General features: G+C 68.7%; 18 protein-coding genes. 4 read left to right on the forward strand and 14 right to left on the reverse strand.

The genetic code is table 11. The features are described 5' to 3' along the window. Nucleotides 1-43: 43 nt before the first annotated feature. From ABZ420_RS00585 to ABZ420_RS00595, 3 genes are all read right to left on the reverse strand, one after another. A complete protein-coding gene (locus ABZ420_RS00585; protein ID WP_357115647.1) occupies nucleotides 44-1,642 on the reverse strand; it encodes a cutinase family protein in 1,599 nt (532 codons plus the stop codon). A gap of 302 nt (nucleotides 1,643-1,944) precedes the next feature. Then, nucleotides 1,945-4,344 carry a RelA/SpoT family protein gene (locus ABZ420_RS00590; protein WP_357115650.1) on the reverse strand — a complete coding sequence of 800 codons (2,400 nt, stop codon included), beginning with the start codon at nucleotides 4,342-4,344 and terminating at the stop codon, nucleotides 1,945-1,947. 372 nt (nucleotides 4,345-4,716) lie between these two features. Continuing rightward, the gene (locus ABZ420_RS00595; RefSeq protein WP_357115653.1) at nucleotides 4,717-5,748 is read right to left on the reverse strand and encodes an alkaline phosphatase family protein; all 1,032 of its coding nucleotides are present in this window, start codon (nucleotides 5,746-5,748) and stop codon (nucleotides 4,717-4,719) included. Nucleotides 5,749-5,950: 202 nt separating this feature from the next. Here ABZ420_RS00595 and ABZ420_RS00600 point away from each other — a divergent pair, with 202 nt between their 5' ends. Together ABZ420_RS00600 and ABZ420_RS00605 are read left to right on the forward strand one after the other, a co-directional pair. Continuing rightward, nucleotides 5,951-6,733 carry a metallophosphoesterase gene (locus ABZ420_RS00600; RefSeq protein ID WP_357115656.1) on the forward strand — a complete coding sequence of 261 codons (783 nt, stop codon included), beginning with the start codon at nucleotides 5,951-5,953 and terminating at the stop codon, nucleotides 6,731-6,733. Further along, a complete protein-coding gene (locus ABZ420_RS00605; protein WP_040867681.1) occupies nucleotides 6,730-7,062 on the forward strand; it encodes a YnfA family protein in 333 nt (110 codons plus the stop codon). The genes ABZ420_RS00600 and ABZ420_RS00605 overlap by 4 nt, the downstream gene beginning before the upstream one ends. A 46-nt stretch (nucleotides 7,063-7,108) precedes the next feature. Here the strand turns inward: ABZ420_RS00605 and ABZ420_RS00610 are convergent, their stop codons facing one another. The 11 genes from ABZ420_RS00610 to ABZ420_RS00660 form a co-directional block, all read right to left on the reverse strand. Continuing rightward, entirely contained in the window at nucleotides 7,109-7,735 is a 627-nt protein-coding gene (locus tag ABZ420_RS00610; protein ID WP_357115659.1) for an NUDIX hydrolase, read from the reverse strand. Nucleotides 7,736-7,803: 68 nt separating this feature from the next. After that, a complete protein-coding gene (locus ABZ420_RS00615) occupies nucleotides 7,804-9,057 on the reverse strand; it encodes an adenylosuccinate synthetase (protein ID WP_357115662.1) in 1,254 nt (417 codons plus the stop codon). 15 nt (nucleotides 9,058-9,072) lie between these two features. Further along, nucleotides 9,073-10,020 carry a hypothetical protein gene (locus ABZ420_RS00620; RefSeq protein ID WP_357115665.1) on the reverse strand — a complete coding sequence of 316 codons (948 nt, stop codon included), beginning with the start codon at nucleotides 10,018-10,020 and terminating at the stop codon, nucleotides 9,073-9,075. 286 nt (nucleotides 10,021-10,306) lie between these two features. Then, nucleotides 10,307-11,896: an ATP-binding cassette domain-containing protein gene (locus tag ABZ420_RS00625; protein ID WP_357115668.1), complete on the reverse strand. Its 1,590-nt coding sequence runs from the start codon at nucleotides 11,894-11,896 to the stop codon at nucleotides 10,307-10,309. A gap of 165 nt (nucleotides 11,897-12,061) precedes the next feature. After that, nucleotides 12,062-12,667: a DUF4291 domain-containing protein gene (locus ABZ420_RS00630; protein WP_357115671.1), complete on the reverse strand. Its 606-nt coding sequence runs from the start codon at nucleotides 12,665-12,667 to the stop codon at nucleotides 12,062-12,064. 90 nt (nucleotides 12,668-12,757) lie between these two features. Then, nucleotides 12,758-13,330: an adenine phosphoribosyltransferase gene (locus ABZ420_RS00635; RefSeq protein ID WP_357115674.1), complete on the reverse strand. Its 573-nt coding sequence runs from the start codon at nucleotides 13,328-13,330 to the stop codon at nucleotides 12,758-12,760. A gap of 37 nt (nucleotides 13,331-13,367) precedes the next feature. Next, the gene (locus ABZ420_RS00640; protein ID WP_357115677.1) at nucleotides 13,368-15,089 is read right to left on the reverse strand and encodes an ABC transporter substrate-binding protein; all 1,722 of its coding nucleotides are present in this window, start codon (nucleotides 15,087-15,089) and stop codon (nucleotides 13,368-13,370) included. A 17-nt stretch (nucleotides 15,090-15,106) separates the two neighbouring features. Then, on the reverse strand, nucleotides 15,107-16,342 hold the full coding sequence (secF, locus tag ABZ420_RS00645) for a protein translocase subunit SecF (RefSeq protein ID WP_357115680.1): 1,236 nt from the start codon (nucleotides 16,340-16,342) through the stop codon (nucleotides 15,107-15,109). 7 nt (nucleotides 16,343-16,349) lie between these two features. Then, nucleotides 16,350-18,020 carry a protein translocase subunit SecD gene (gene secD / locus ABZ420_RS00650; RefSeq protein ID WP_357115683.1) on the reverse strand — a complete coding sequence of 557 codons (1,671 nt, stop codon included), beginning with the start codon at nucleotides 18,018-18,020 and terminating at the stop codon, nucleotides 16,350-16,352. Between the two features lie 120 nt (nucleotides 18,021-18,140). Continuing rightward, nucleotides 18,141-18,497 (reverse strand): preprotein translocase subunit YajC, encoded by a 357-nt coding sequence (gene yajC / locus ABZ420_RS00655; protein ID WP_357032504.1) that lies wholly within the window; start codon nucleotides 18,495-18,497, stop codon nucleotides 18,141-18,143. A 171-nt stretch (nucleotides 18,498-18,668) separates the two neighbouring features. After that, nucleotides 18,669-20,159, reverse strand: coding sequence for an NAD(P)/FAD-dependent oxidoreductase (locus ABZ420_RS00660; protein ID WP_357115686.1), 1,491 nt, complete (start codon nucleotides 20,157-20,159; stop codon nucleotides 18,669-18,671). 36 nt (nucleotides 20,160-20,195) lie between these two features. Here ABZ420_RS00660 and ABZ420_RS00665 point away from each other — a divergent pair, with 36 nt between their 5' ends. Further along, nucleotides 20,196-20,861, forward strand: a complete 666-nt coding sequence (locus ABZ420_RS00665) for a TetR/AcrR family transcriptional regulator (RefSeq protein WP_357032510.1) — start codon at nucleotides 20,196-20,198, stop codon at nucleotides 20,859-20,861. 151 nt (nucleotides 20,862-21,012) lie between these two features. Next, complete coding sequence (locus tag ABZ420_RS00670; RefSeq protein ID WP_357115689.1) at nucleotides 21,013-21,576, forward strand: DivIVA domain-containing protein; 564 nt, start codon at nucleotides 21,013-21,015, stop codon at nucleotides 21,574-21,576.

The following is a 21,576-nucleotide window of genomic DNA, read 5'->3' on the forward strand; positions in this document are numbered from 1 at the left end:
AGAGCAGGGCACGCAGTATCGCATCGTCGGACCCTCTCGGCGATCAGTTCGTGGAGAACGGGTAGGCGTTGGGTATGCCGGTTCGGTCGGTGGGCGGAATCGATGTCACGCCGCTGGATGAGGCGCCATCGGCTCCTGTCCCGAACGGAAATTGTCCCGTACCGGACGAAGTCGGCGTGGGAGACGCGCCGGAGCCGTCCCCGAAGAATCCGGTCGGCTGCTTCTCCAGCGCCGACCGTGGCTGGGCCTTGCCGCCGAAGGCGTCGGCGATGTCGCGGGCCAGCGCCGCGAGCCAGTCGGCGACGAACTGCGTGGGCGCGGCCCCGCCTGCCGAGACGGTCGCGCCGGCGTAGGCGGTGTGGCGCTGCACGGTGTCCCAGTACCGCACCCATGTCGTCGTGTTCAGCAGCTCGCTGTTGTCGGTGATGTTCTGCACCACCGCGTCGAATGCCTGGTTGATCAGCCGGACCCCGGTGGTCGGCGGAATCAGCTGGGGAACGGCGCCGACCAGCTCGGCGCCGAGCCTGATCAGGGCGGCGGGCGGATTCGCCAGTCCCGCGGTGGCCAGCTCCGAGATGTTCGCCGAGTCGATCACCGTCCGCACCACCGCGATCACCGAGTTCAAGCCGATCATGCCGATTTTCAGCAGCGCCTGCAGCGCGCCGGGCAGATTCAACGGCGTACGCGGGTCCGAGGCGTCCGCGAGGCGCTGCGAGATCGACTTCTCCGGCGAGATCGACAGGGTGGCCAGCGAATTGCCCTGCACGTCCTCGTCGAGCACCCGGGTCGCGGTCTTGATCGAGGTGAACGCCAGCGCCTGCGCGATCGATATCAGCGAGCCGATCGGGTCGCCGCCGCTGAGCTTCGACTGACCGGCCACGTTGGCGACCGCCCGCAGGATCGGAGCGCCGTCCGGAGCGTCGCAGGCGAGATCGCCCGCCGCGCAGAAACTCGCCACCCGGCCGGTGAGCGCCCCGAAGTTCGCGGCCTTGTCCCGTTCCGGGCCGATGCCGCCGCCGGGGGCGGGAGCCTGCGGCAGCGCGGCGATGGATTCCAGCCGGTCGCCCGAGGTTCCCGGTGCGGGGTCCGGTGTCGCCTTGCCCGGCGCGCCGGGGAACAGCGGTGCGCCGGGATTGCGGGTCGGGTCGGCGAACAACGCGACCGCGGCGACCCGCTCGGCGGGCAGCACGCCGCGGCCCTGGCCGATCTCCTGCGCGAACAGCGACGCGACATGCGCGCCCTGCGAGTAGCCGACCACCGCGAAACGACTGTTCGGGCACGCGTCGGCGACGGTCTCGGCCATACTCCGCAAACGGGTGAGGCCGCCGGACACCGAATCCCAATAAGGCACCACGCCACCGGCTGTCGCCCCGCCGAAGCCGGATTCGTATGGCACGTAGGCTCGGTCGACCAGACCGGTGTCGGGAGCTTTCGCCATCATCGGCCGGAAAACAGTGGAGAGCATGCCCGTGTCGGTGCTGGGCGCGGCGTCCGGAGAGGACTCACCGGTGCCCTGAATCCCCAAGGCGTACAACGCGGGACAGGTCGCGAGACGGATCTGTGTGGAAGGCCCGGCGGGATCCGACGGCTCCGCCGCGGCGACACCGGCGGTCGCCACAGCCACGGCGAGTGCTACCAGCATCCCCGAGAGTCTTGCCGTGTATCCAGTCATAGCGATCCGCAATCAAGTCGTCTGCCGCAGGTACCTCAACGCCATGAAACGCAATAGACGGTAACAGATTCCGGCTATTACTGCCGCATCGACGGAAAACTTCCACGACACACCGAAATGAACGCACCATACGCTGGCGCGTTCCCGGTTTCAGTCCGACAAGTTTCCGACAGTCCGCCCCGTATGGCAAGCCCGAAACGGGCGCCGTGGTAACCGAAACACCTTGAGCCGTCAGCTATTTGACAGCTACTCGCGGGTCGAGGCGCGGATGATCAAGCAGCGGAGGTGACGCGGTAGACGTCGTAGACGCCCTCGACGTTGCGCACCACATTCAGCAGGTGCCCCAAGTGTTTCGGATCGCCCATCTCGAAGGTGAACTTGCTGATCGCCACCCGGTCGCCGTGCGTGGCCACCGACGCGGACAGGATGTTGACCTTCTCGTCGGCCAGCACCTTGGTCACGTCCGACAGCAGCCGCGTGCGATCGAGCGCCTCGATCTGGATGGCGACCAGGAACACCGAGGACGGCGACGGCGCCCAGGACACCTCGATGATCCGCTCGGCCTGCTCCCGCAGGGAACCGGCGTTCGTGCAGTCGGTGCGGTGCACGCTCACCGCGCCACCGCGGGTCACGAAGCCCATGATCTCGTCGCCGGGCACCGGAGTGCAGCACTTCGCCAGCTTGGCGACGGTGCCCGTGGCGCCGGGGATCAGCACGCCCGCGTCACCGGTGACCCGCTGCCTGCTCGGGGTCGTCGACGGGGTGGAGCGCTCGGCCAGTTCGTTCTCCACGTCGCCGATGCCACCGAGCTGCGCCATCAACCGCTGCACCACGTGGTGCGCGGAGACCTGGTGCTCGCCGACGGCGGTGTAGAGCGTGGAGATGTCGGTGTAGTGCAGCTCGTGGGCCACCGCGGTCATCGCGTCGACGCTCATCAACCGCTGCAGCGGCAGCCCGACGCGGCGGACCTCCTTGGAGATCTGGTCCTTGCCGCTCTCCAGCGCCTCCTCGCGGCGCTCTTTGGCGAACCATTGGCGAATCTTCGCCTTGGCGCGCGGGGACACCACGAAGTTCTGCCAGTCCCGGCTGGGTCCCGCGTTCTGCGCTTTGGAGGTGAACACCTCGACGACCTCGCCGTTCTCCAGCTGACGCTCCAGCGCGACCAGCCGCCCGTTCACCCGGGCGCCGATGCAGCGGTGCCCCACCTCGGTGTGCACGGCGTAGGCGAAGTCCACCGGCGTCGACTTCTGCGGCAGCGTGATGACGTCGCCCTTCGGCGTGAACACGAAGATCTCCGGAGATTTCAGGTCGAAGCGCAGCGACTCCAGGAACTCCGCCGGGTCGGCGGCCTCCCGCTGCCAGTCCAGCAGCTGGCGCATCCACGCCATGTCGTCGACCTCGGCGGTGTCGTTGGAGTGCTTGCCGCGGGTCTCCTTGTAGCGCCAGTGCGCGGCGATGCCGAACTCCGCGGTGCGGTGCATGTCCTGGGTGCGGATCTGCACCTCCAGGGGCTTGCCGTCCGGTCCGACCACGGTGGTGTGCAGCGACTGGTAGACGCCGTAGCGCGGCTGGGCGATGTAGTCCTTGAACCGGCCAGCCATGGGCTGCCACAGCGAGTGCACGACGCCGACGGCGGCGTAGCAGTCGCGCACCTCGTCGCACAGGATGCAGATGCCGACCAGGTCGTGGATGTCGTCGAAGTCCTTACCCTTGACGATCATCTTCTGGTAGATCGACCAGTAGTGCTTCGGGCGACCCTCGACGATCGCGTTGATCCGGGAGGCGGCCAGCGTGTTGACGATCTCGGCGCGCACCTTCGCCAGGTAGGTGTCGCGCGAGGGCGCGCGGTCGGCGACCAGCCGGACGATCTCGTCGTATTTCTTCGGGTGCAGGATCGCGAAGGCGAGGTCCTCCAGCTCCCATTTCACCGTCGCCATACCGAGGCGATGGGCGAGCGGAGCGATGACCTCCAGCGTCTCCTTGGCCTTCTTCGCCTGCTTTTCCGGCGGCAGGAAACGCATGGTGCGCATGTTGTGCAGCCGGTCGGCCACCTTGATCACCAGTACGCGCGGGTCGCGGGCCATCGCGATGATCATCTTGCGGATGGTCTCCGCCTCGGCGGCGGCGCCCAGGTTGACCTTGTCCAGCTTGGTGACGCCGTCGACGAGGTGGGCGACCTCGGAGCCGAAGTCCTGGGTGAGCTGTTCGAGGCTGTATCCGGTGTCCTCCACCGTGTCGTGCAGCAGAGCGGCCACCAGCGTGGTGGTGTCCATGCCCAGTTCGGCGAGGATGTTGGCCACGGCGAGCGGATGGGTGATGTAGGGATCACCCGATTTGCGGAACTGATGCTTGTGCCGCTCGTCGGCCACGTCGAACGCGCGCTGCAGCAGCGTCAGGTTGGCCTTCGGGTACAGCTCGCGGTGCACGGTGGCCAGTGGTTCGAGCACCGGCTTGACCGCGGCGATACCGCGCTGCCCGGTCATGCGGCGGGCCAGGCGCGCCCGCACCCGGCGCGAGGCCGAGGTCGGAACCGCGGTAGAGGTGCCCGGCTGACGCGGAGGCGTCGCGTTCGCCGGCGCCTGCGGTTTCGCGGCGTCAGTGGCGCCCGCACCATTCGGCTGCGGGCCCGACGTCGATTGCTCGACTTTCGCCTCGCCCAAGTGCTGAGTCATGCCACCACCTCTCCGCGCCTCGATCGGACCACCCTATCCGACCGGTGCAACCTCCCGGACCACCAACTTTAGTCCGGGCGCAGCAGCAACGTCCGCTCCGCGAACCAAGGATGCGCACGATGGTGTCGCGACGAATAACGCACACGGGCACGCCGAGGTCCCGAGCACTCCCGGCAACCGTCCCATATCGGATGTTCATGATGCGCCGAACGCGGTAGCCAGCCTGCGACCCACCATCACCGATATGCCATCTCACCTGCGAAAACCAACCCTTGGATCGCATCGGGGCAAGTTTGCCCGACTCGTGGATCCGGATGTATCGGACCCGCGGAGCGGAGCGAGAGCCCGGAGACGGCGCCAGGCGAGGGACGATCAGCGGATCGCGGCGGGCAGGGGTTCGGACAGCGGCGTCCGCGCGGGTCCGGGCTCTGGGCGCAGGGAGCGACCATCGAGATCGGCGCCGGGGGCGACGTCGAGAAGGTCGAGCACGGTGGGTGTGATGTCGACCAGGGTCGCTCGGCCACTGGTGGCGCCGGGCCGGAAGTCCGGGCCGCGAGCGATGACGAAGTTGGTCGTCTCGTCCGGGGATTGGCCGCCGTGCCCGCCCCTGGGCCGGTGGCCGTGGTCGGCGGTGACGAGCACGGTCCACCGCTCGGCGGGATGGGCGGCGGCGCGGGCGTCGACGGCGGCGACGATGCGGCCCACCTGGGCGTCGATGCGCGTGACGGCGTCCAGGTAGGCCCGCGAAGCGCCGCCCGCGTCGTGACCGGCGCGGTCGACTTGGTCCAGATGGGTGAACAGCAGGTCGGGCGCGAATCGGCCGATCGCGGCCACCACGGCGTCGGTAGTGGCGGCGTCGGTGCGGGACTCGTCCGGGTCGTCCGGCACGGGCGCGGTGGAGACGACGGCGTCGGCGCGCGGGTCGCCGCTGCCGGTCATGGTGGCGATCTGGTCCCAGGTGGCGATGGACTGGGTCTTCAGCGCGGGTCGAGCCCGCTCGAGCCGGGTGAACACCGTCGGGTACCGCGCGAACGGCGCCGCGGTGAACCGGTTGTCGGTGATGCCGTGCTTGCGATCCCACACGCCGGTCAGCACGGTGGCCCAGGACGGACCCGAGATGGTGATGTGCGGAGCGATCGAGGAACGGCTCAGCAAGCCTTCTCCGCTCAGCCGCAGCAGATTCGGCGCCCGCACCTGCTCGACCTTGCCGTACATCAGGCCGTCCAGGCCGATCACGACCACCTTGGCCGTCGGAGGCTCCCCCTCGGCGACTCCGGTCGCGGACAGCGGAAGGAAGACGGCCGCCGCGGCGGCAACGACTTTGGACAGCAGTTGCGCTCGGCTCATACCGCGACGATGCGGGACCGGCGGGCAGGCGCGATAGACCGCCTCGACAGTGTTCATGGACGTTTCATCGAGGGCCACACTGTCGGTAGCCTCACTGAACACGCCCTGAACAAGGAATAGCCGCAAGCTATATCCGAACTTCACGGCCGGTCGCGGCCAGGTGAACGTCAAGTTCTGGATCTGTGTGCCGATCGACCGTCGCGCTCGGCTTTCGCACCATCGCTTGACACGCCTTCGCCGCTGTGGCCGACTGGCCGTCGTGACCGCAGCGCGCAGCACCGAATGCCTCCGCGTCGCCGCCGTCGGCGACCTGCACATGCGGGCGGCGGTCGCCGGACGTTTCCGTCCCGACTTCCTGCGCCTTTCCGCGAACGCCGACATCCTCTTACTGGCAGGCGATCTCACCGATGGCGGCACCCGCGCGGAGTCGGAATTGCTCTGTGCCGAACTCGACGGTCTTCCCGTACCGGTGGTCGCCGTGCTCGGCAACCACGACCACGATCAACGATCGGGTTACCTGATCACGGCACAGCTCACCGCGTTGGGCGTCCACGTGCTGGACGGCACCGCGATCAGCCTCGACATAGGGGGAATCCGGGTGGGCATCGCCGGAGTCATGGGCGGCAGCGGCGGCTTCCCCGGCCATCCCGGCACACCGGAGGAGGGTTCCGCCGAACACCGCGCCCGCATGCGCCGCGGCCCACTCGACGCCCTTCGCCTCCGCCAGGCACTCGACCAGCTCGACTGCGAAACCCGCATCGCGCTCACTCATTTCGCGCCGGTCATCGACACGTTGGCCGGTGAACCGCCCAAGATCTACGCCGGACTCGGCTGCCATGATCTGGCCGTGGCCCTCGACGCGGGCGCAGCGGTGCTGGCCGTCCACGGACATGCCCACGGGGGAACGGAATTCGGGCACACCGAGGGCGGCGTGCCGGTGCGCAACGTCTCCTACCCCGTGCTCGGGCGCGCCTACGCCGTCTATGAGGTCGCCCCTGGCTCACGTCCGACGGATCGCGAGCAAGTACCGTCCCCGCCATGACGGTCGCCCGCTCGCTGCTGCTGTTCGCCCTCGCCGCGCTCGCCGAGATCGGCGGCGCCTGGCTGGTGTGGCAGGGCTGGCGGGAACAGCGTGGCGTCGTCTGGATCGCCGCGGGCGTCCTCGCTCTCGGCGCCTACGGCTTCGTCGCGACCTTCCAGCCGGACCCGAACTTCGGCCGTATTCTCGCCGCCTACGGCGGTGTCTTCGTCGCGGGATCGCTGGCCTGGGGCATGCTGGTGGACAAGTTCCGCCCCGATCGCTGGGACTATCTGGGCGCGGCGATCTGCCTGGTCGGGGTCGCGATCATCATGTACGCACCGCGCCGCTGACCGCAGGCCCTTCGATCGGCCTCGACGCGACACCGCGCACTGTCGTTCACTCCTGCGCGCCGAAGGCCCACACTGCCGCGGGACGGCCGGTCGCTTTGACGCGACGCCGTTCGGTGGTGCGCGCCAGGCCCGGGATGGCCGCCAGCGTCCGGTTCAGGTTCGCGGCGTCGGGACGGGCTCCGGAGAACGCTGTGACGGCCTCCACCGCCTTGGTCGCCGGAAATTCCTCGCCGAGCAGGGCCCTGGTGAACGTCAGGTCCTTCCACAGCAACCGCGTCAGGACGTCGCGGGCCACCTCGACGATGCGATTGTGGTCGAAGGCCAGTTCGGGCACCTCGTCGAAGGCGGTCCACCGCGCCGGTCCCTCGTGCGGTCCCACCACCGCCCACATCGCGATCGAGAGCGTCGGCCCGCGCGGGTCGCGGGTCGGTTCGTCGAAAGTCACCAATTGCCCCACCGAGCCGATGGCGGCCTCCGGGACGTCCAATTTGGTGTGCACCGCGCGCCGTGCCGCGACGGCCAGCCGCTCCCCCCGTCCGAGCAGCACACCGGGCAAGGCGAGTTGCCCCGCGAACGGTTCCATCGCCCGGGGTGCGATCCCGAATCGGACGCCGCCGTCCTCGTCCCAGAACCGCAACGCCACGACATCCACCGACACAACGGACTGCTCCACGGCCATCCATCCTGCCCGACCCGCCACGCGGCAGGCGGACCCGTCTCGCGGAATGTCTTCGCGGACGATCACGCCGCGACGGGATACGCCGTGCGGGTGCGGTGGCGGCGGCCGGGGCCGTCGGCGGTGAGCGCGACCGGCACACCGAGCGTCCTGGCCAGCCATGGCACCGGGTCATCCGGCATTTCGGCGAGGACGGGCTCGGCGCGAGAGAGCAACCGGGCCAACTCCCGCTGGTGGTCGAGGTCCCCCCTGCGTCCGGCGAGCACCCGGTCCCAGGCGACGCCGTCCACCATGTAACCGGTTGCCGCGTAACGCCTTCCGGGCGCGTCCAGGTGGTTGACGGCGAGACCGTCGACACCGCCCGAGACCTCGATGGCGTAGCGCAGCAGCACCGTGTCCAAGTGCCCGACACGGAATTCGCCTTGGTAGCGGCCTGCCGCATTGTGCGGCTCGGGCAGGGCGAGGCCCGGATCCTCGGTGGGGAAAGGGCCGACGCCGTGGCGGGTCTGATAGGTGCGGGTGACGCCGAGCACATAACCGCGCGCGCCGATCTCGGCGAGCATCGCCCGCGCGTTGCGCGGCTCGACCGTCGACCAGGTGGTGTGCGGATGGAACCCGCGCCATTCGTCGAGCAGGACGCCTTGGGCGCCTTCGAACACCACCGTGCCGCGCCGCGCGAACCGAGCCAGCTGGTCGTCGCCGACGATCGGGACCGCTGCGGCGAATTCCCGGTACATGTCGACCAGGTCATCGATCGGCTCGTAACGATGTTCGCTCGACGCGATCAGCGGCCCGTAGTACGCCGCCAGCGCCCGCAGCTTGCGGTGCAGCACCCGGGGTCGCAGGCAATCCGACACGGTCGGTGCCGTGTGCGCCAGCGCGTACCCCGCGGTCTCGCCGATCCCACGGCCGCACGAACCGTGCCGCGCGCGACCCCGCGCATCCTCGCGGGCACGGTTGGCGGCGATGTGGATCGGCGTGGTGAGCAATGCCCGCCCGTCGATCCGCAACAACGACAGCGGATCCCGGACGCCCAGCGCGGCCAACCCGCGCGCCTCGGCGGCCAGCGCGATCGGTTCGACCAGCATGTGCCGCGACAGCAGTGTCGGGACGCCCGCGAACGTCCCCGATCCGAATTGCGCGAACGTGTGATGCCGTCCGTCGGCGATCACGTTGTGCGCCGCCTGCGCCCCGCCGTTGAACCGGACCACGGCGGCGACCTCGAATCCCGACTCGGGGGCGCAGAGCCAGTCGACCGTCGCGCCCTTGCCCGCGTCCCCGAAACCGAGATCCACGACGATGATGTGCGACCCGAACATCGTGCACCCGGGCTTTCAACCGCGGCCGCGCGGCAATGCCCGCGCTCGCCCGCCGTCGGCCCCGAGCGCCTTGCCCACCGACGCGGCCTCGGCCACGGACCCGACATCCCGCAAGTCCGCCAGCCCGGCGGCCAGGTCGACGCGCCCTTCCGCCAATCCGATCGTCAGCGCGATGAGTTCGCACACCGCGGCCGGGTCGTCCAGGCGCAGGAAGTTCTGGCCGAGCAGCTCACGCCAGTGCTCGGCGATCTCCGGGTCGTGGAAGTAGCTGGACTGGTTCGGCAGGATGTAGTGCACGTGCCAGCGCTCGGCGAGTTCGCGGTAGATGGATTCCACCGAGATGTCCTGGCGCACACTGTCGCCGATGATCGCGCGGATGTGGCGAGAAGCCAGCCGCGGCTTGTTCAGCTCGTCGCCGATCAGGAACAGGTAGCCCTTCTTGCGCCGCTTGTCCCACGCGTCGGTCGCGATGTGTGTCGCCAGGAAGTAGGCGGCCAGTTCGTAGCTTTCGGACTTCTGCCCACCGCCGCCGCCCTCCAGGAAGACGGCGCGCAACTGCTCGTCCATCCGGTTGTCGGATTCGAACTGGCCGATCTGCAACGGCACGCGGTCGGTGTCCGCGTCGCCGATCGCGCCGAAAAGGATCTGCGGGTCGTCCGCATAGCCCTTGCGCCGCAAGAGACCGTGCAGGGTACCCAGCTTGTCCTGCATGATTCGCGGCACCCGCCCCATCGATCCGGTGACGTCGAACAGCACCGCGATGGGCAGTGAGCTGCCGTGCTCAACCGAATCCCGGCATTCGCGCACCGTGACGCCGAGCGGATCCAGCGTCGGGTGCACCCGCCACTCGGTGTGCGGCTCGGCCCGCATGTCGGCGGTGTAGCCGAAGTCGTCGATGCCGCGAGCGGCGCGGAAGGTCTTCGCCGCGCGGTAGGCGGAGTCGTCCCAGTTTCCGTATCCCATGTGATCACGTCCTCTCTTCGTTTTAGTGTAAGTGACTAAAACTACGGCGGTCAAGGATCGCGCACATCGGCCGTCCACCCGAGCTATGGGTAGTACCTCGACGACGCGCACCGGAGCCGGGCACCACCAACCGGTGCCTGGCTCCCGTGCGCGTGCAGGCCGGCATGGTCGCAGCCCGCGCGGTTCGTCGCTCCACCCTGCTGTCGGGCACCGCCGCCGGCTCGGCCTCCGCTGTCGCCGGGAGGCCGGTTCCGCGCCCGAAGCGGCTCTCGACGGCGACGACGCGTCAGGCCACCAGCGTCTCCGCCAATCCCTCCGCGGTGAGCTCTAGACGACGAGTCACCCCGATGTCGTCGAGGAAACGCGGATCGTGGCTGACCACGATCAGCGCGCCCTCGAAGCTCGCCAGCGCCTGGGTCAGGTGCTCCAGGCTGGGCAGGTCGAGATTGTTGGTCGGCTCGTCCAGCAGCAGCAGCCGCGGCGCCGGATCGGCCAGCAGCAGCATGGCCAGCGCCGCGCGCAACCGTTCACCGCCCGACAGCGCCGCGGCCGCGACGTCGGCGTCCGCGCCACGGAACAGGAAGCGGGCCAGCTGCGCCCGGATCCGCTCCGCGGACGCGTGCGGCGCCGTCGAGGCGACGTTCTCGAAGACCGATCGCCGCTCGTCGAACACGTCCAGCCGCTGCGGCAGCATCCGCCACGGCACCTTCGGCCCCTCCTGCGCGATGCGCCGCAGCAACGTCGTCTTGCCGACGCCGTTGCGGCCGGTCAGCGCGATCCGCTCCGGACCGGACACCCGCAACGTCACCGTGGGCCCGCACGCCAGCTCGACCCGGTCCAGCTCGATCACGTCCTGGCCGGGATACAACCGCGTGCCGGGTAGCTCCACCCGGATCTCCCGATCGTCGCGCAACAGCTCCTTGGCCTGCTCGAGCTGTTCCTTGGCGGTGTCCAGCTTCTCGATGTGGTTGTTGCGCAGCTTGCCGGCCGATACCTGCGCCTGCCGTTTGCGTTCGCTCATGATGATCTTCGGCTCGCGCTTCTGATCCCACATCTTCTGCCCGTATCGCTGCCTGCGGTCCAGCTTGATGCGCGCCTCGACGAGTTCGCGGGCCTGCTTGCGGACATCGCTGCGCGCGTCGCGGATCGCGGCGCGAGCCGCTTCCTGCTCGGCGGCGACGATCCGCTCGTACTCGCTGAAATTGCCGCCGAACAGCCGCAATTCGCCGTGGCGCAGCTCCGCGATGGAGGTCATCCGCTCGAGCAGCTCACGATCATGGCTGACCGTGAGCACCGTGCCGGAGAACTGCCCGACCACCTCGTAGAGCCGTGCACGAGCCACCCGGTCCAGGTTGTTCGTCGGTTCGTCCAGCAGCAGCACGTCCGGCTCGGCGAGCAGCTCGGCGATCAGTCCGAGCAGCACCGTCTCGCCGCCGGAGAGGGTGTCGAGCGTGCGATCGAGCTGCTCCACCGAGTCGGCGACGTAGTGCAGGCCGAGCCGGGCCAGCAACGCCAATGCCCGCTCCTCGACATCCCAGTGATTACCGACCAGATCGAAGTCGGCTTCACCACCCGACCCGGACTCGATGCGGTGCAATGCCTTTCGCACCTTCGCGATGCCCAGCACCGCATCGACGCGCTGCCCCGCACCCAGGCCGAGATCCTGGCGCAGATACCCGAGATGCCCGGTGACGGTGACGGACCCGCGAACGGGCTTCAGCTCCCCTGCGATCAACCGCAGCAAAGTGGACTTGCCCGCACCGTTACCGCCCACCAGGCCGATGTGACCGGGACCGAGGACGGCGTCGAGGCCGTCGAAAACGGGGGTGCCGTCCGGCCAGCCGAAAGTGAGATCGGAAAAAGACAAATTGGCCATGCCTGCTCCTGGAGGTTGCGACGAATGACGGCGCGCGAATGCGGGCCGCACGAGTGGCTACCTCAAATGAGCAACGGCAGAACTCCGATCAACGGGGATAAGACCTGTCCAGATTAAACGCAACTCCGGCGAATGCGCCAGTGCAATTCGGATCACACGTCCGCTTCAGGACGACGCGCCGATGATGGCGGCCACGGCCGCGGGGAGCGGATAGGGACGTTCCTCGGGGAGAGCCCGCGTCGCCGCCTCCAACTTTCCCGCGGCTACCGTCCGGCGCAGCTGCCGCGCTTCCTCGGTGACATCGCGGATTCCGGTGATCCATCGGTCGAGGTAGTGCTCTACCGCGAGACCCGCCAAGCCCACCTGCACAGAGCGGTACGACAGCGACCGGTGTGCGAGATCTCGTTCCGGGTCCCATTGGATGCGCGTCGGACTCGTTTCGAGCCGCTCCGCCCACGCCCGCCGATCCGGGAACAGTTTCGGCTCGTAGTGGCTGAGGCAGGCATGCGCCAGCGCCCACTCGAACCCGGAACGGGTGATCGTGACCGCCAGAACTCGTTCCTGGCCGGGCTTGCTCGCCCAGCCGCAGCGATACATCATCCACAGGAACGAGGGCTTGATCCACGTCATCCGCTCGCGACGGAACGGGGCGACGAAAGTCCCTGCGGCCAGGGCGGATTCCGCGATATCCGGGGCATATGCCTGATAGACGACGATCGTGTTCTCGTCGTAGACCGCCCGGATCCGGCGCGGCGGCTCGTCAGCTCGCATGCCGCGATCCTGACAGCCACCGCGGTCCCGGGCAACGGATTTCCGCTAGGCGCGACCCGCTGCGAGTGGCGAGCGGATCCGGGGCATGGCTCAGAGCTGGACGATGGAGGTCAGCGGGTAGTCGCCCTGCCGTGCGCGGCCGCCGAGGAAGCCGAGTTCCAGCACCACCGCGGCGGCGGCCACCTCGGCGCCCGCCTGCTTGAAGATTTCGGCGGCGGCGGCGAGCGTGCCGCCGGTGGCGAGCACGTCGTCCAGCAACAGGATGCGACGGCCCGCCAATTCGATACCGTCCGCGGGAATCTCCAACGCGGCGGTGCCGTACTCGAGGCTGTATTCGCGGCTGATCACCGGCGGCGGCAGCTTGCCCGCCTTGCGGATGGCGAGCACGCCGGTGCCGAGGGATGCGGCGACACCGGCGCCGAGCAGGAAGCCGCGGGCGTCGACGCCCGCCACCAGATCGGCGTCGGGCGCGCACGCGGCCAGGCACTCGACTACGACGCGGAAGCCCTCGGCGTCGGCGAACACCGGGGTGAGATCCGCGAAACGCACACCGGCCGTGGGAAAGTCGTCGTGCCAACGGGTCAAACGGTCGACCACCTCGGCGGCTTTGGTGGTCCGTTCGGCGGCTACGTCCGCGGATTCGATTGCCGCGTGCTTACTCATCGACACCTCTCCATGATCCCATCACCCACACCGTCGGTCACCGCTCGAGCACCCACCGGTCCATGTTCCAGCCGGATCCGGCCTGGGTGGGGGCGGCGATCCCGTTGCGCAGCCCCTTGCCGAAGGCGATCGTGCGCGGGGTGGCGAACAACGGGATGCTCGGCAGCTCCGCCCACAGCAGGTTCTCCGCCTCGGTGAGCAGATTCAGCTGTACGGCCGCGTTGTCGTCGGCCCCGAGCTGATCGGTGATCGCATCGTAACGGCCGTTGCCGAACCGCCCGAAATTGAGCCCGCTACCGGTGCGCAACGCGCTGGTCGCGGCCTCGCCGCCGAGCGAGCCCGCCGGACCGGGCACCGCGGCGGTGCTGCCCAGGACGGCGTCGACCTTGCCCTCGGTGAGCCGGGTGGGAGTGAAGTCCGGCGCACCGGCGTCCACCACGGTGATGCCCGCCGGTTTGCAGGCCTCGGCGATCATGGCGACGGTCTGCGCACGGCGATCGTCCGGACCTTGATAGCCGATCCGGACGGTGGGGTTCGGCGCACCGGAGGCCGCGACCGCCCTGGTCGCGTTCGCCACGTCGCCACCGGAGTACTTGTTCGCCGCGCCGATGACCGCCGGATAGAACAAGGAGTCCTGCTGCACGACGTGCGCGTCGAGCGGGCCGGAGCCGAGCCCGGTCTTCGGTGCGTCCGGCGCCTTGCCGAGCTTGTCGAACAGCGTCTGACGTGGCAGGCACAACGCGAACGCGCGGCGCGCCTCGACCGAGGCGAACACGCCGCCGGTCGCCAGCACCAGTTGCTCGGCGCCCCGGCCCGGCATGGTCTGCACCGAGAAGCCGTTCAGATTCAGGTCTTTCACCGAATGAGCACCGATGTCGAGCACGCCGACGGCGTTGTCGCCGACCTTCTGCTTCAGGTCGAAGGTCTTGGGCCAGACGACGATTCGCCCGGTCGCCGGTTTGTTGCCCCACCACCGCTCGTTGGCGACCAGCACCAAGCCGTCCTCGCTGCCGAACGACTCGATGCGATACGGCCCCGACGAAGGGAAGCGCGACAGATCCAGCCGGCCGTCGGCCGGGACGACCCATCCGGTGTTCCAGAATTCCGCGATCCTGCCGAGCGCGTTCGGGTCGCCGGTCTGCAACGCCGACACGACATTGGGCACGTTCGCGACTCGGGCCGCGACGTGCGCGGGCACCAGCTCGCCCGCCGCGAACAGAGTGCGCCACGGCAGGTAATGCCGACCGGGCCGGAACACCACCGTGGCATCCCGCGAACCGGGCTGGCAGTCGACGCGCTCGATGTCGTCGTAGCCGCTGGTGCTCGCGGCGTCGAAGAGCGGAACCGCGCCGCGGTCACCGGGTTTGGTGTACCGCCCGCTACGGGCGGCCCAGGCCAGCACCAAGTCGTCGCACGAGGTCGGCACACCGTCGGAGTACACACCGTCGGGGTTGAGGCGGTACTGGATGGTCTGCGACTCCCCCGGCACCTCCTTGGCGGTGCCGAAGTCGGTGTCGGCGACCTGCTGCCCGTCCGGACCGGTGTAGAAGAAGCCGGTGAGCACCCGGGAGAACACCGCCGACGACCCGGAACTCGCTCCGAGCGTGCTGCCGCCGTTATAGGTGGCGATGGTGGCATCGGTCGCGTAGCCGATGGAGGGAACCTGGTTCTTACTGGAGCAGCCGACCATCAACCCGGCGGCCAGCGTGCCCGCAGCGAGCGCTCCGATCAGTCGTACCGCACCGCGTGGCTGTCGCATGAAACCCCTGTCTGGTGTCAGTTCCGCCTTTTGTGCCGTTTACCGCTCGGGCGCGCACCGGGTCGCGGTGTCTGCCCCGCCGCGCGCTGTCCGCGCGGCTTCTCGTCGAGATCCCGGCCCGCTGCCATGCTCGCCCGGCGCTCGGCCGCGACGCCTGCCCGTGCCCCTGCCGCACCGGCCCGCTTGGCCAGGACCTTCTTGGTGTGCGCCGCCACCGGCCCCCAGCGCTCTTTGATCGAGACCAGCAGCGGAGTCGCGAAGAAGATCGAGGAGTAGGTACCGACCAGCAGACCGACCAGCTGCACCAGCGCCAAGTCCTTGAGGGTGCCCACGCCCAGCATCCAGACCGCGATCACCATCAAGCCGACGATCGGCAGGATACCGATCAAGGCGGTGTTGATCGAGCGCATCAGCGTCTGGTTCACCGCGAGGTTGGCCTGCTCACCGTAGGTGCGCCTGGTCAGGTGCAGGATGCCGTGGGTGTTCTCCTCGACCTTGTCGAACACCACGACCGAGTCGTAGAGCGAGAAGCCGAGGATCGTCAGGATGCCGATCACCGTGGCCGGGGTGACCTCGAAGCCGACGAGCGAGTACACGCCCGCGGTGACCGTGACGTCGAAGGCCAGCGCCGCCAGCGCCGCGATGGCCATGTGCGGTTCGAATCGGACCGCGATGTAGACCGCCACGAGCACGAGGAACACCGCGAGCGCGATGAGCGCCTTGCGGGTGATCTGGCTGCCCCAGGTCTCGCTGACGTCGGAGGTGCTGATCGCGGCCCGGCTAGGATTGCCGGACTTGTCCTTCGGCTGGAACTTCGCGAACAGCGCGTTGTTCAGCGCCTCCACCTGCTGCTGGTCCAGCGCCTCGGACCGGATCAGCATGGTGGCCGATCCGCCGGTGCCGACGGTCTGCACCGAGACCGGGTCGGTGCCGATGGCGCCGCGGTAGACGTCCTCCGCCGCGCTGGTGGTCGCGTTCCCCGCGGGGAACTGGATGCGGGAACCACCCTCGAAGTCGATGCCGAAGTTGAAGCCGCGGAAGAGGATGCTGCCCAGCGAGACGAGCACGATCGCGGCGGTGATGAGATACCACATCCGGCGCTTGCCGATGACATCGATCGCGCCGGTACCGGTGTAGAGGCGGTTGAGGAAGCCGTGTTTGGGCGGCTGCGGCTCGCCGACCGCCGCGAACACGTCGGTGATCTCGGTGGCGCTCGTCTTGTCGAGCGAGGGGGTGGTGTGGCTGTTGGTCATCGCGTCCTCACGCCTTCCCGAGGGCGGCCTCGGCCGCCTTCCGCTCGCGGGCGATCTGCTGGATCGCGCCCAGGCCGTTCACCGAGGGCTTGGACCAGAACGCCGTCCGTGAAGCCAGCAGCACCAGCGGTGACGTGACCAGGAACACCACGACGACGTCGAGGATCGTGGTGAGACCGAGGGTGAACGCGAAGCCCTTCACCTGGCCGACGGCCAGGATGTACAGCACGGCCGCGGCGATGAAGCTGACGGCGTTGCCGGACAGGATGGTCCGGCGGGCGCGCTGCCAGCCACGGGGAGCTGCGGAACGGAAGCTGCGTCCTTCGCGCATCTCGTCCTTGATGCGTTCGAAGAACACCACGAACGAGTCGGCGGTCATACCGATACCGATGATCAAACCGGCGATACCGGCGAGGTCGAGTGTGAAGCCGATCCAGCGCCCGAGCAGCACCATGATGCCGTACACCGCGAATCCGGACGCCACGAGCGACAAACCGGTAACGAAACCGAGCATCCGGTAGTAGGTGAGGCAGTAGAGCAACACCACCACCAAGCCGACCGCACCGGCGAGCAGGCCCGCCTTCAGCGAGGACAGGCCCAGCGTCGCGGAGACCGTCTCGGCTTCGGAGGTCTGGAACGACAGCGGCAGCGAGCCGTACTTCAGCGTGTTCGCCAGTTCCTTCGCCGATGTCGCGGTGAAGTTACCCGAGATCTGGGTGCGGCCGCCCTGCTGCGGGCCCTGCTGCACGACCGGTGCGCTGACCACCTTCGAGTCGAGCACGAAGGCGACCCGCTTGTAGACGTACTCGCCGGTGAGCGCCGCCCAGGCGTCACTGCCGCCGGACTTGAAGTCCAGATAGACCTCGTGCCTGGCCTGCTGAGTATTCAGGCCCGAGGTGGCGTCCTTGATCTCCTGGCCGTCGATGCGGCTCTTGTCCAGCAGGAAGACCTCGGTGCCGTCGGTCGAGCAGGTCACCAGCGGAAGAGCCGGGTCGTCGTTGCCCGCGAGTGGATCGGCCTTTCCGCAGTCCATGATGGCCAGCGCGGTCTGCTGCACGGACGGGTCGGAACTCTGCCGCAGCGCCCTGGCCGCCTGGATCTCCTTCGTCGCCTCTTCGGAGGGCGTCAGGCTGGGATCGGCGGGCGGCTGCGTCGGCTGCTGAGCGGGGAACACGCGCTGCTGCGGAGCCGGGGCGGGCTCGGTGGTCTCCGGTGTCGCGGGTTGCGTCGTCTCCGGCTGCGCGGCCGGCGCGGGCTGCGTGCCCGGCGTCGTCTGCGGGGTAGCGCCGCGCCCCGCCGCGGGCACGGCCTGCAATACGGGCCGGATGTAGAGCTTGGCGGTGGTCGCCAGCGCGCGCGCCTGCTGCCCGTCGTCGCCGGGCACGGTGATCACGATGTTGTCGCCGTCGATGACGACCTCGGAGCCACCGACGCCGAGCCCGTTGACCCGGTTCTCGATGATGTCCTGCGCCTTCTTCAGGCTGTCCTGGCTCGGCTTGCTGCCGTCCGGCGTGCGCGCGGACAGCGTGACGCGGGTGCCGCCCTGCAGGTCGATACCGAGCTTGGGTGTCGGGGACTCGTCACCGGTGAAGAACACCAGCGCATAGATCACTGCCAGCAGCGCGGCATAGACACCGAGCAACCGCAGCGGGTGCGCCGATCCCTGGGAAGGTGGCACAGTACGTCATCTCCTAGGCGGGAAGTCGAGGATGGAACAGCGGGCGTGCGCCAGCGGCGCCGGGTGCGCGGACCAACGGCCGCGGCGACATCCGGCGAGGCCGGGGCACAACCGGAACGATCAGTCCTTGGTCAGGCGGGTCTCGGTCTGCTCGGCGGATTCCTCGACGGCGTCGGTCGCGTCCGAGCCGCCGGTCTCCGTGCCGGTCTCCTCGGCGCCCACCTCTTCGGTGCGCACCTCGCGGATGGCCTGGCGCAGCCACGTGGTGACCACATCCTCGGCGATCTCGAGATCGACCGTGGTGTCATCGAGTTCGACCACGGTGCCGTACAGACCCGACGTGGTGACGACCTGATCGCCGACCTTCAGGTTGTCCTGCATGCCTGCGACCTTCTCGGCTTCCCGCTTCTGACGGCGGACACCGAGGAACATCGGCACGAGCAGGGCTACCAGTAGCAGCGGAAACAGCAGTTCCATCGTCGAAGTCAGTCCCTAGTGTCGTGGGTGGGATGGACAAGTACCCACACAGTCTGCCAGTTCACCGCGCGAGTGCCACACCCGCACACCCGCTGGGCAGCTACAACGTTCTCATCGCGCACCGCCCCGCCCGGCGAACGACACTCCGGCGGGCGAGGCGGGGCGCCGACCTCAGGCGGTCCTGCCGTAGGCGTAGTCCTCCAGCGGGAAGCCGACCGCCTCTCGATGCGCGTTGAGCGTGCTGGTGGGCCGCAGCAGGGCCGCCTCGCCGTGCTGGTTGAAGTAATAGCTGCGCGCGGTGGCGCAGTCGCCGCCGTAGAAGACCGAGGAGCCCAGCTTGGCGGTGACCCGGTCCAGGAACGCCGCGTTGGCCTGCTCGGTGACCTCGAAGGTCGTCTCGCCCCTGCGGCGCAGCTCGCCGAACAGGCGGCCCATGTGCTTCATCTGCGCTTCGATGGTGGTGAAGTAGGACAGGCCGCTGTAGGAGTACGGGCTGTTGAGGCTGAGGAAGTTGGGGAACTTCGGCACCGTGATGCCCTCGTAGGCCTGGAACCGGTTCTCCCGCCAGAACTTTCCGAGGTTCACCCCGTCGCGTCCGATGATCTCGATGGCCGGGAAGTTCACGTCCCACAGGTTGAAGCCGGTGGCCAGGATCAGCGTGTCGATCTCGGTCTTGTGCCCGTCCGCGGTGACGATGCCGTCCGGCTCGATGTGGTCGATCGAGTTCGTCTCCAGCCGCACGTGCGGCTGGTTGAACGTGGTGAAGTAGTGGTTGGAGAAGGTCGGCCGCTTGCACCCGAAGTCGTAGTCCGGGGTCAGCTGTCTGCGGGTTTCCTTGTCCCGCACGGACGCCCGCAGATGCGCCTTTGCCAGCGCGCCCGCGCCCTTGTTCAGCAGCCTGGCCTGCTTGAAGTGCAGCACCCCGACCACCATCAGCGCCTCCAGCAGGCTGGTGTTGACCAGTCGCGCGGCCTTCTGCGTGGCGGGGACCCGCTCGAACAGCTTCCGCACCGGCGCGGGGATCGCGGTGTCGATCTTCGGGACCACCCAGATCGGGGTGCGCTGGAACACCGTGAGCGCCCGCGCCTTCTCGGCGACCTCGGGCACCAGCTGCACGGCCGTGGCGCCGGTGCCGATGATCGCGGCCCTGCGGCCGGTGAGGTCGAAGCCGTCCTCCCAGGCGGTGGTGTGGATGATCTTGCCGGCGAACGACTCGATACCGGGGAACGGCGGCGTGTAGGGCTGGGACAGGAATCCGGTCGCGGTCAGCAGATAGCGGCCGGTGACGGTCTGCCCGCCCGCGACCGAGACCACCCAGTGCTGCCGCTCTTCGTCCCAGCGCGCGCCGTCGACGACGGTGCCGAAGCGCATGCGGCGGCGCAGGCCGTACTTGTCGGCGACGTGTTCGGCGTACTTCTTCAGCTCCTCGCCCGGCGCGAACAGCCGCGACCAGTGCGGATTCGGTTCGAAGGAGTAGGAGTAGGTGACCGAGGCGATGTCGACCGCCAGACCCGGGTAGTGATTGACGTGCCAGGTGCCACCGAGATCGTCCTCGCGTTCGAGGATGACGTAATTGCTCAGGCCGAGCCGATCGAGTTGAATCCCCGCTCCCATGCCCCCGAACCCCGCACCGACCACGACCGCGTCGTATTGAGGCGCCACACCGAACCTCCTGCTAGCTGAACCACATATCACGGAATGACACATCATTCCGTTTGTGATGACTGTATCATCGGCAAGGTGACGAAGCCATCCACGCGTGCCGAGCGACGGAAAGCCGAACTGCGTCAGGAGATCATCGACACCGCGTTCGTCTGCTTCGCGGAGAAGGGCTATCACGCCACCGGCATCGCCGACATCGCGGGACAGCTTGGCATCGGTCACGGCACCTTCTACCGGTACTTCAGCAACAAGCGCGACATCATCGACCACGTCATCGACGACCTTGCCGCGCGCATCATCGCCGCCCTCGGCACCGAGAACGCCCCGGACGCCGCCGCCTCCCTCGACGAGTACCGCGCCCAGATCGACCGCATCGGCGTGGCCCTCACCGAGATCCTGCTGGCCGATCGCAGGGTGGCCCAGCTGCTGCTGTTCCACGCCACCGGCATCGACGACGAGCTCACCCAGCGGCTGTACGGGCTGCTCGACACGGCCGACGCGCTGACCGCGGGCTATCTCGACCACGGCGTCGAGCAGGGCTACCTGCGCGCCGACCTGGACACCATGAACACCGCGCGGGCGGTGACCGGCATGTTGATCGCGGGCATCGTCTACTCGCTGCGCGAACCGGACGAGGCTTCGATCGCCGGGCTGACCCAGGCGATCCGCCGCCTGCTCGTGGACGGCGTTCGCAAGGACTGAGCGGCTCGGCAATCCCCCTGACACCGCCACCGGCGCTAGGGTGAGGCGCACTGATCCGACGCTTTCGCCAGGGGGACGGCCCTTGTTCGCAAAAGGCCAGGGAAATACGAGATTTCCCTTCCGATCGGCCCGGCGCACCGCGCCTGACAGAATGTCGCCCGTGACTCCCGAGGACGTGCGCCGCACCCGTTTCGCGACCCCCACGCTCGGGCACCGGGGTTACCACGCGGACGAGGTGGATGCCTTCCTCGAACTCGTCGCCGCGACCCTGGCCGGGGAGGGCGCGCTGGCCGCCGATGATCTACGACATGTCGGTTTCGGCGCGCCGCGGCTCGGCCAGCGTGGTTACCGCGCCGACCAGGTCGACGAATATCTCGACCAGTTGCGCGTCGAGCTGGAGTTCCGTCAGCGCGGCGTCCGGCCGGTCCCGGCCGCGAACGGCAACGGCCACGCCATCCTCACTCCCGATGACGTGCGGCGCATGCGATTCAGCCAAGCCACGGTGGGGCGGCGCGGATACAACGAGGACGAGGTCGGCGCTTTCCTCGACCTGGTCGCCGCGACCCTCGTGCACGGCGGGCCGGGCAGTCTCACCATCGCCGATGTCGAAGCCGTCCGATTCACCGAGGCCCGCCTCGGCACCCGCGGCTACCAGCGCGACGAGGTCGACGCTTTCCTCGACCTGGTCGCCGCCGCCCTGCGCGATCGCCGCTGA

This window comes from Nocardia sp. NPDC005745 (assembly GCF_040630775.1).
Taxonomy (GTDB): Bacteria; Actinomycetota; Actinomycetes; order Mycobacteriales; family Mycobacteriaceae; genus Nocardia.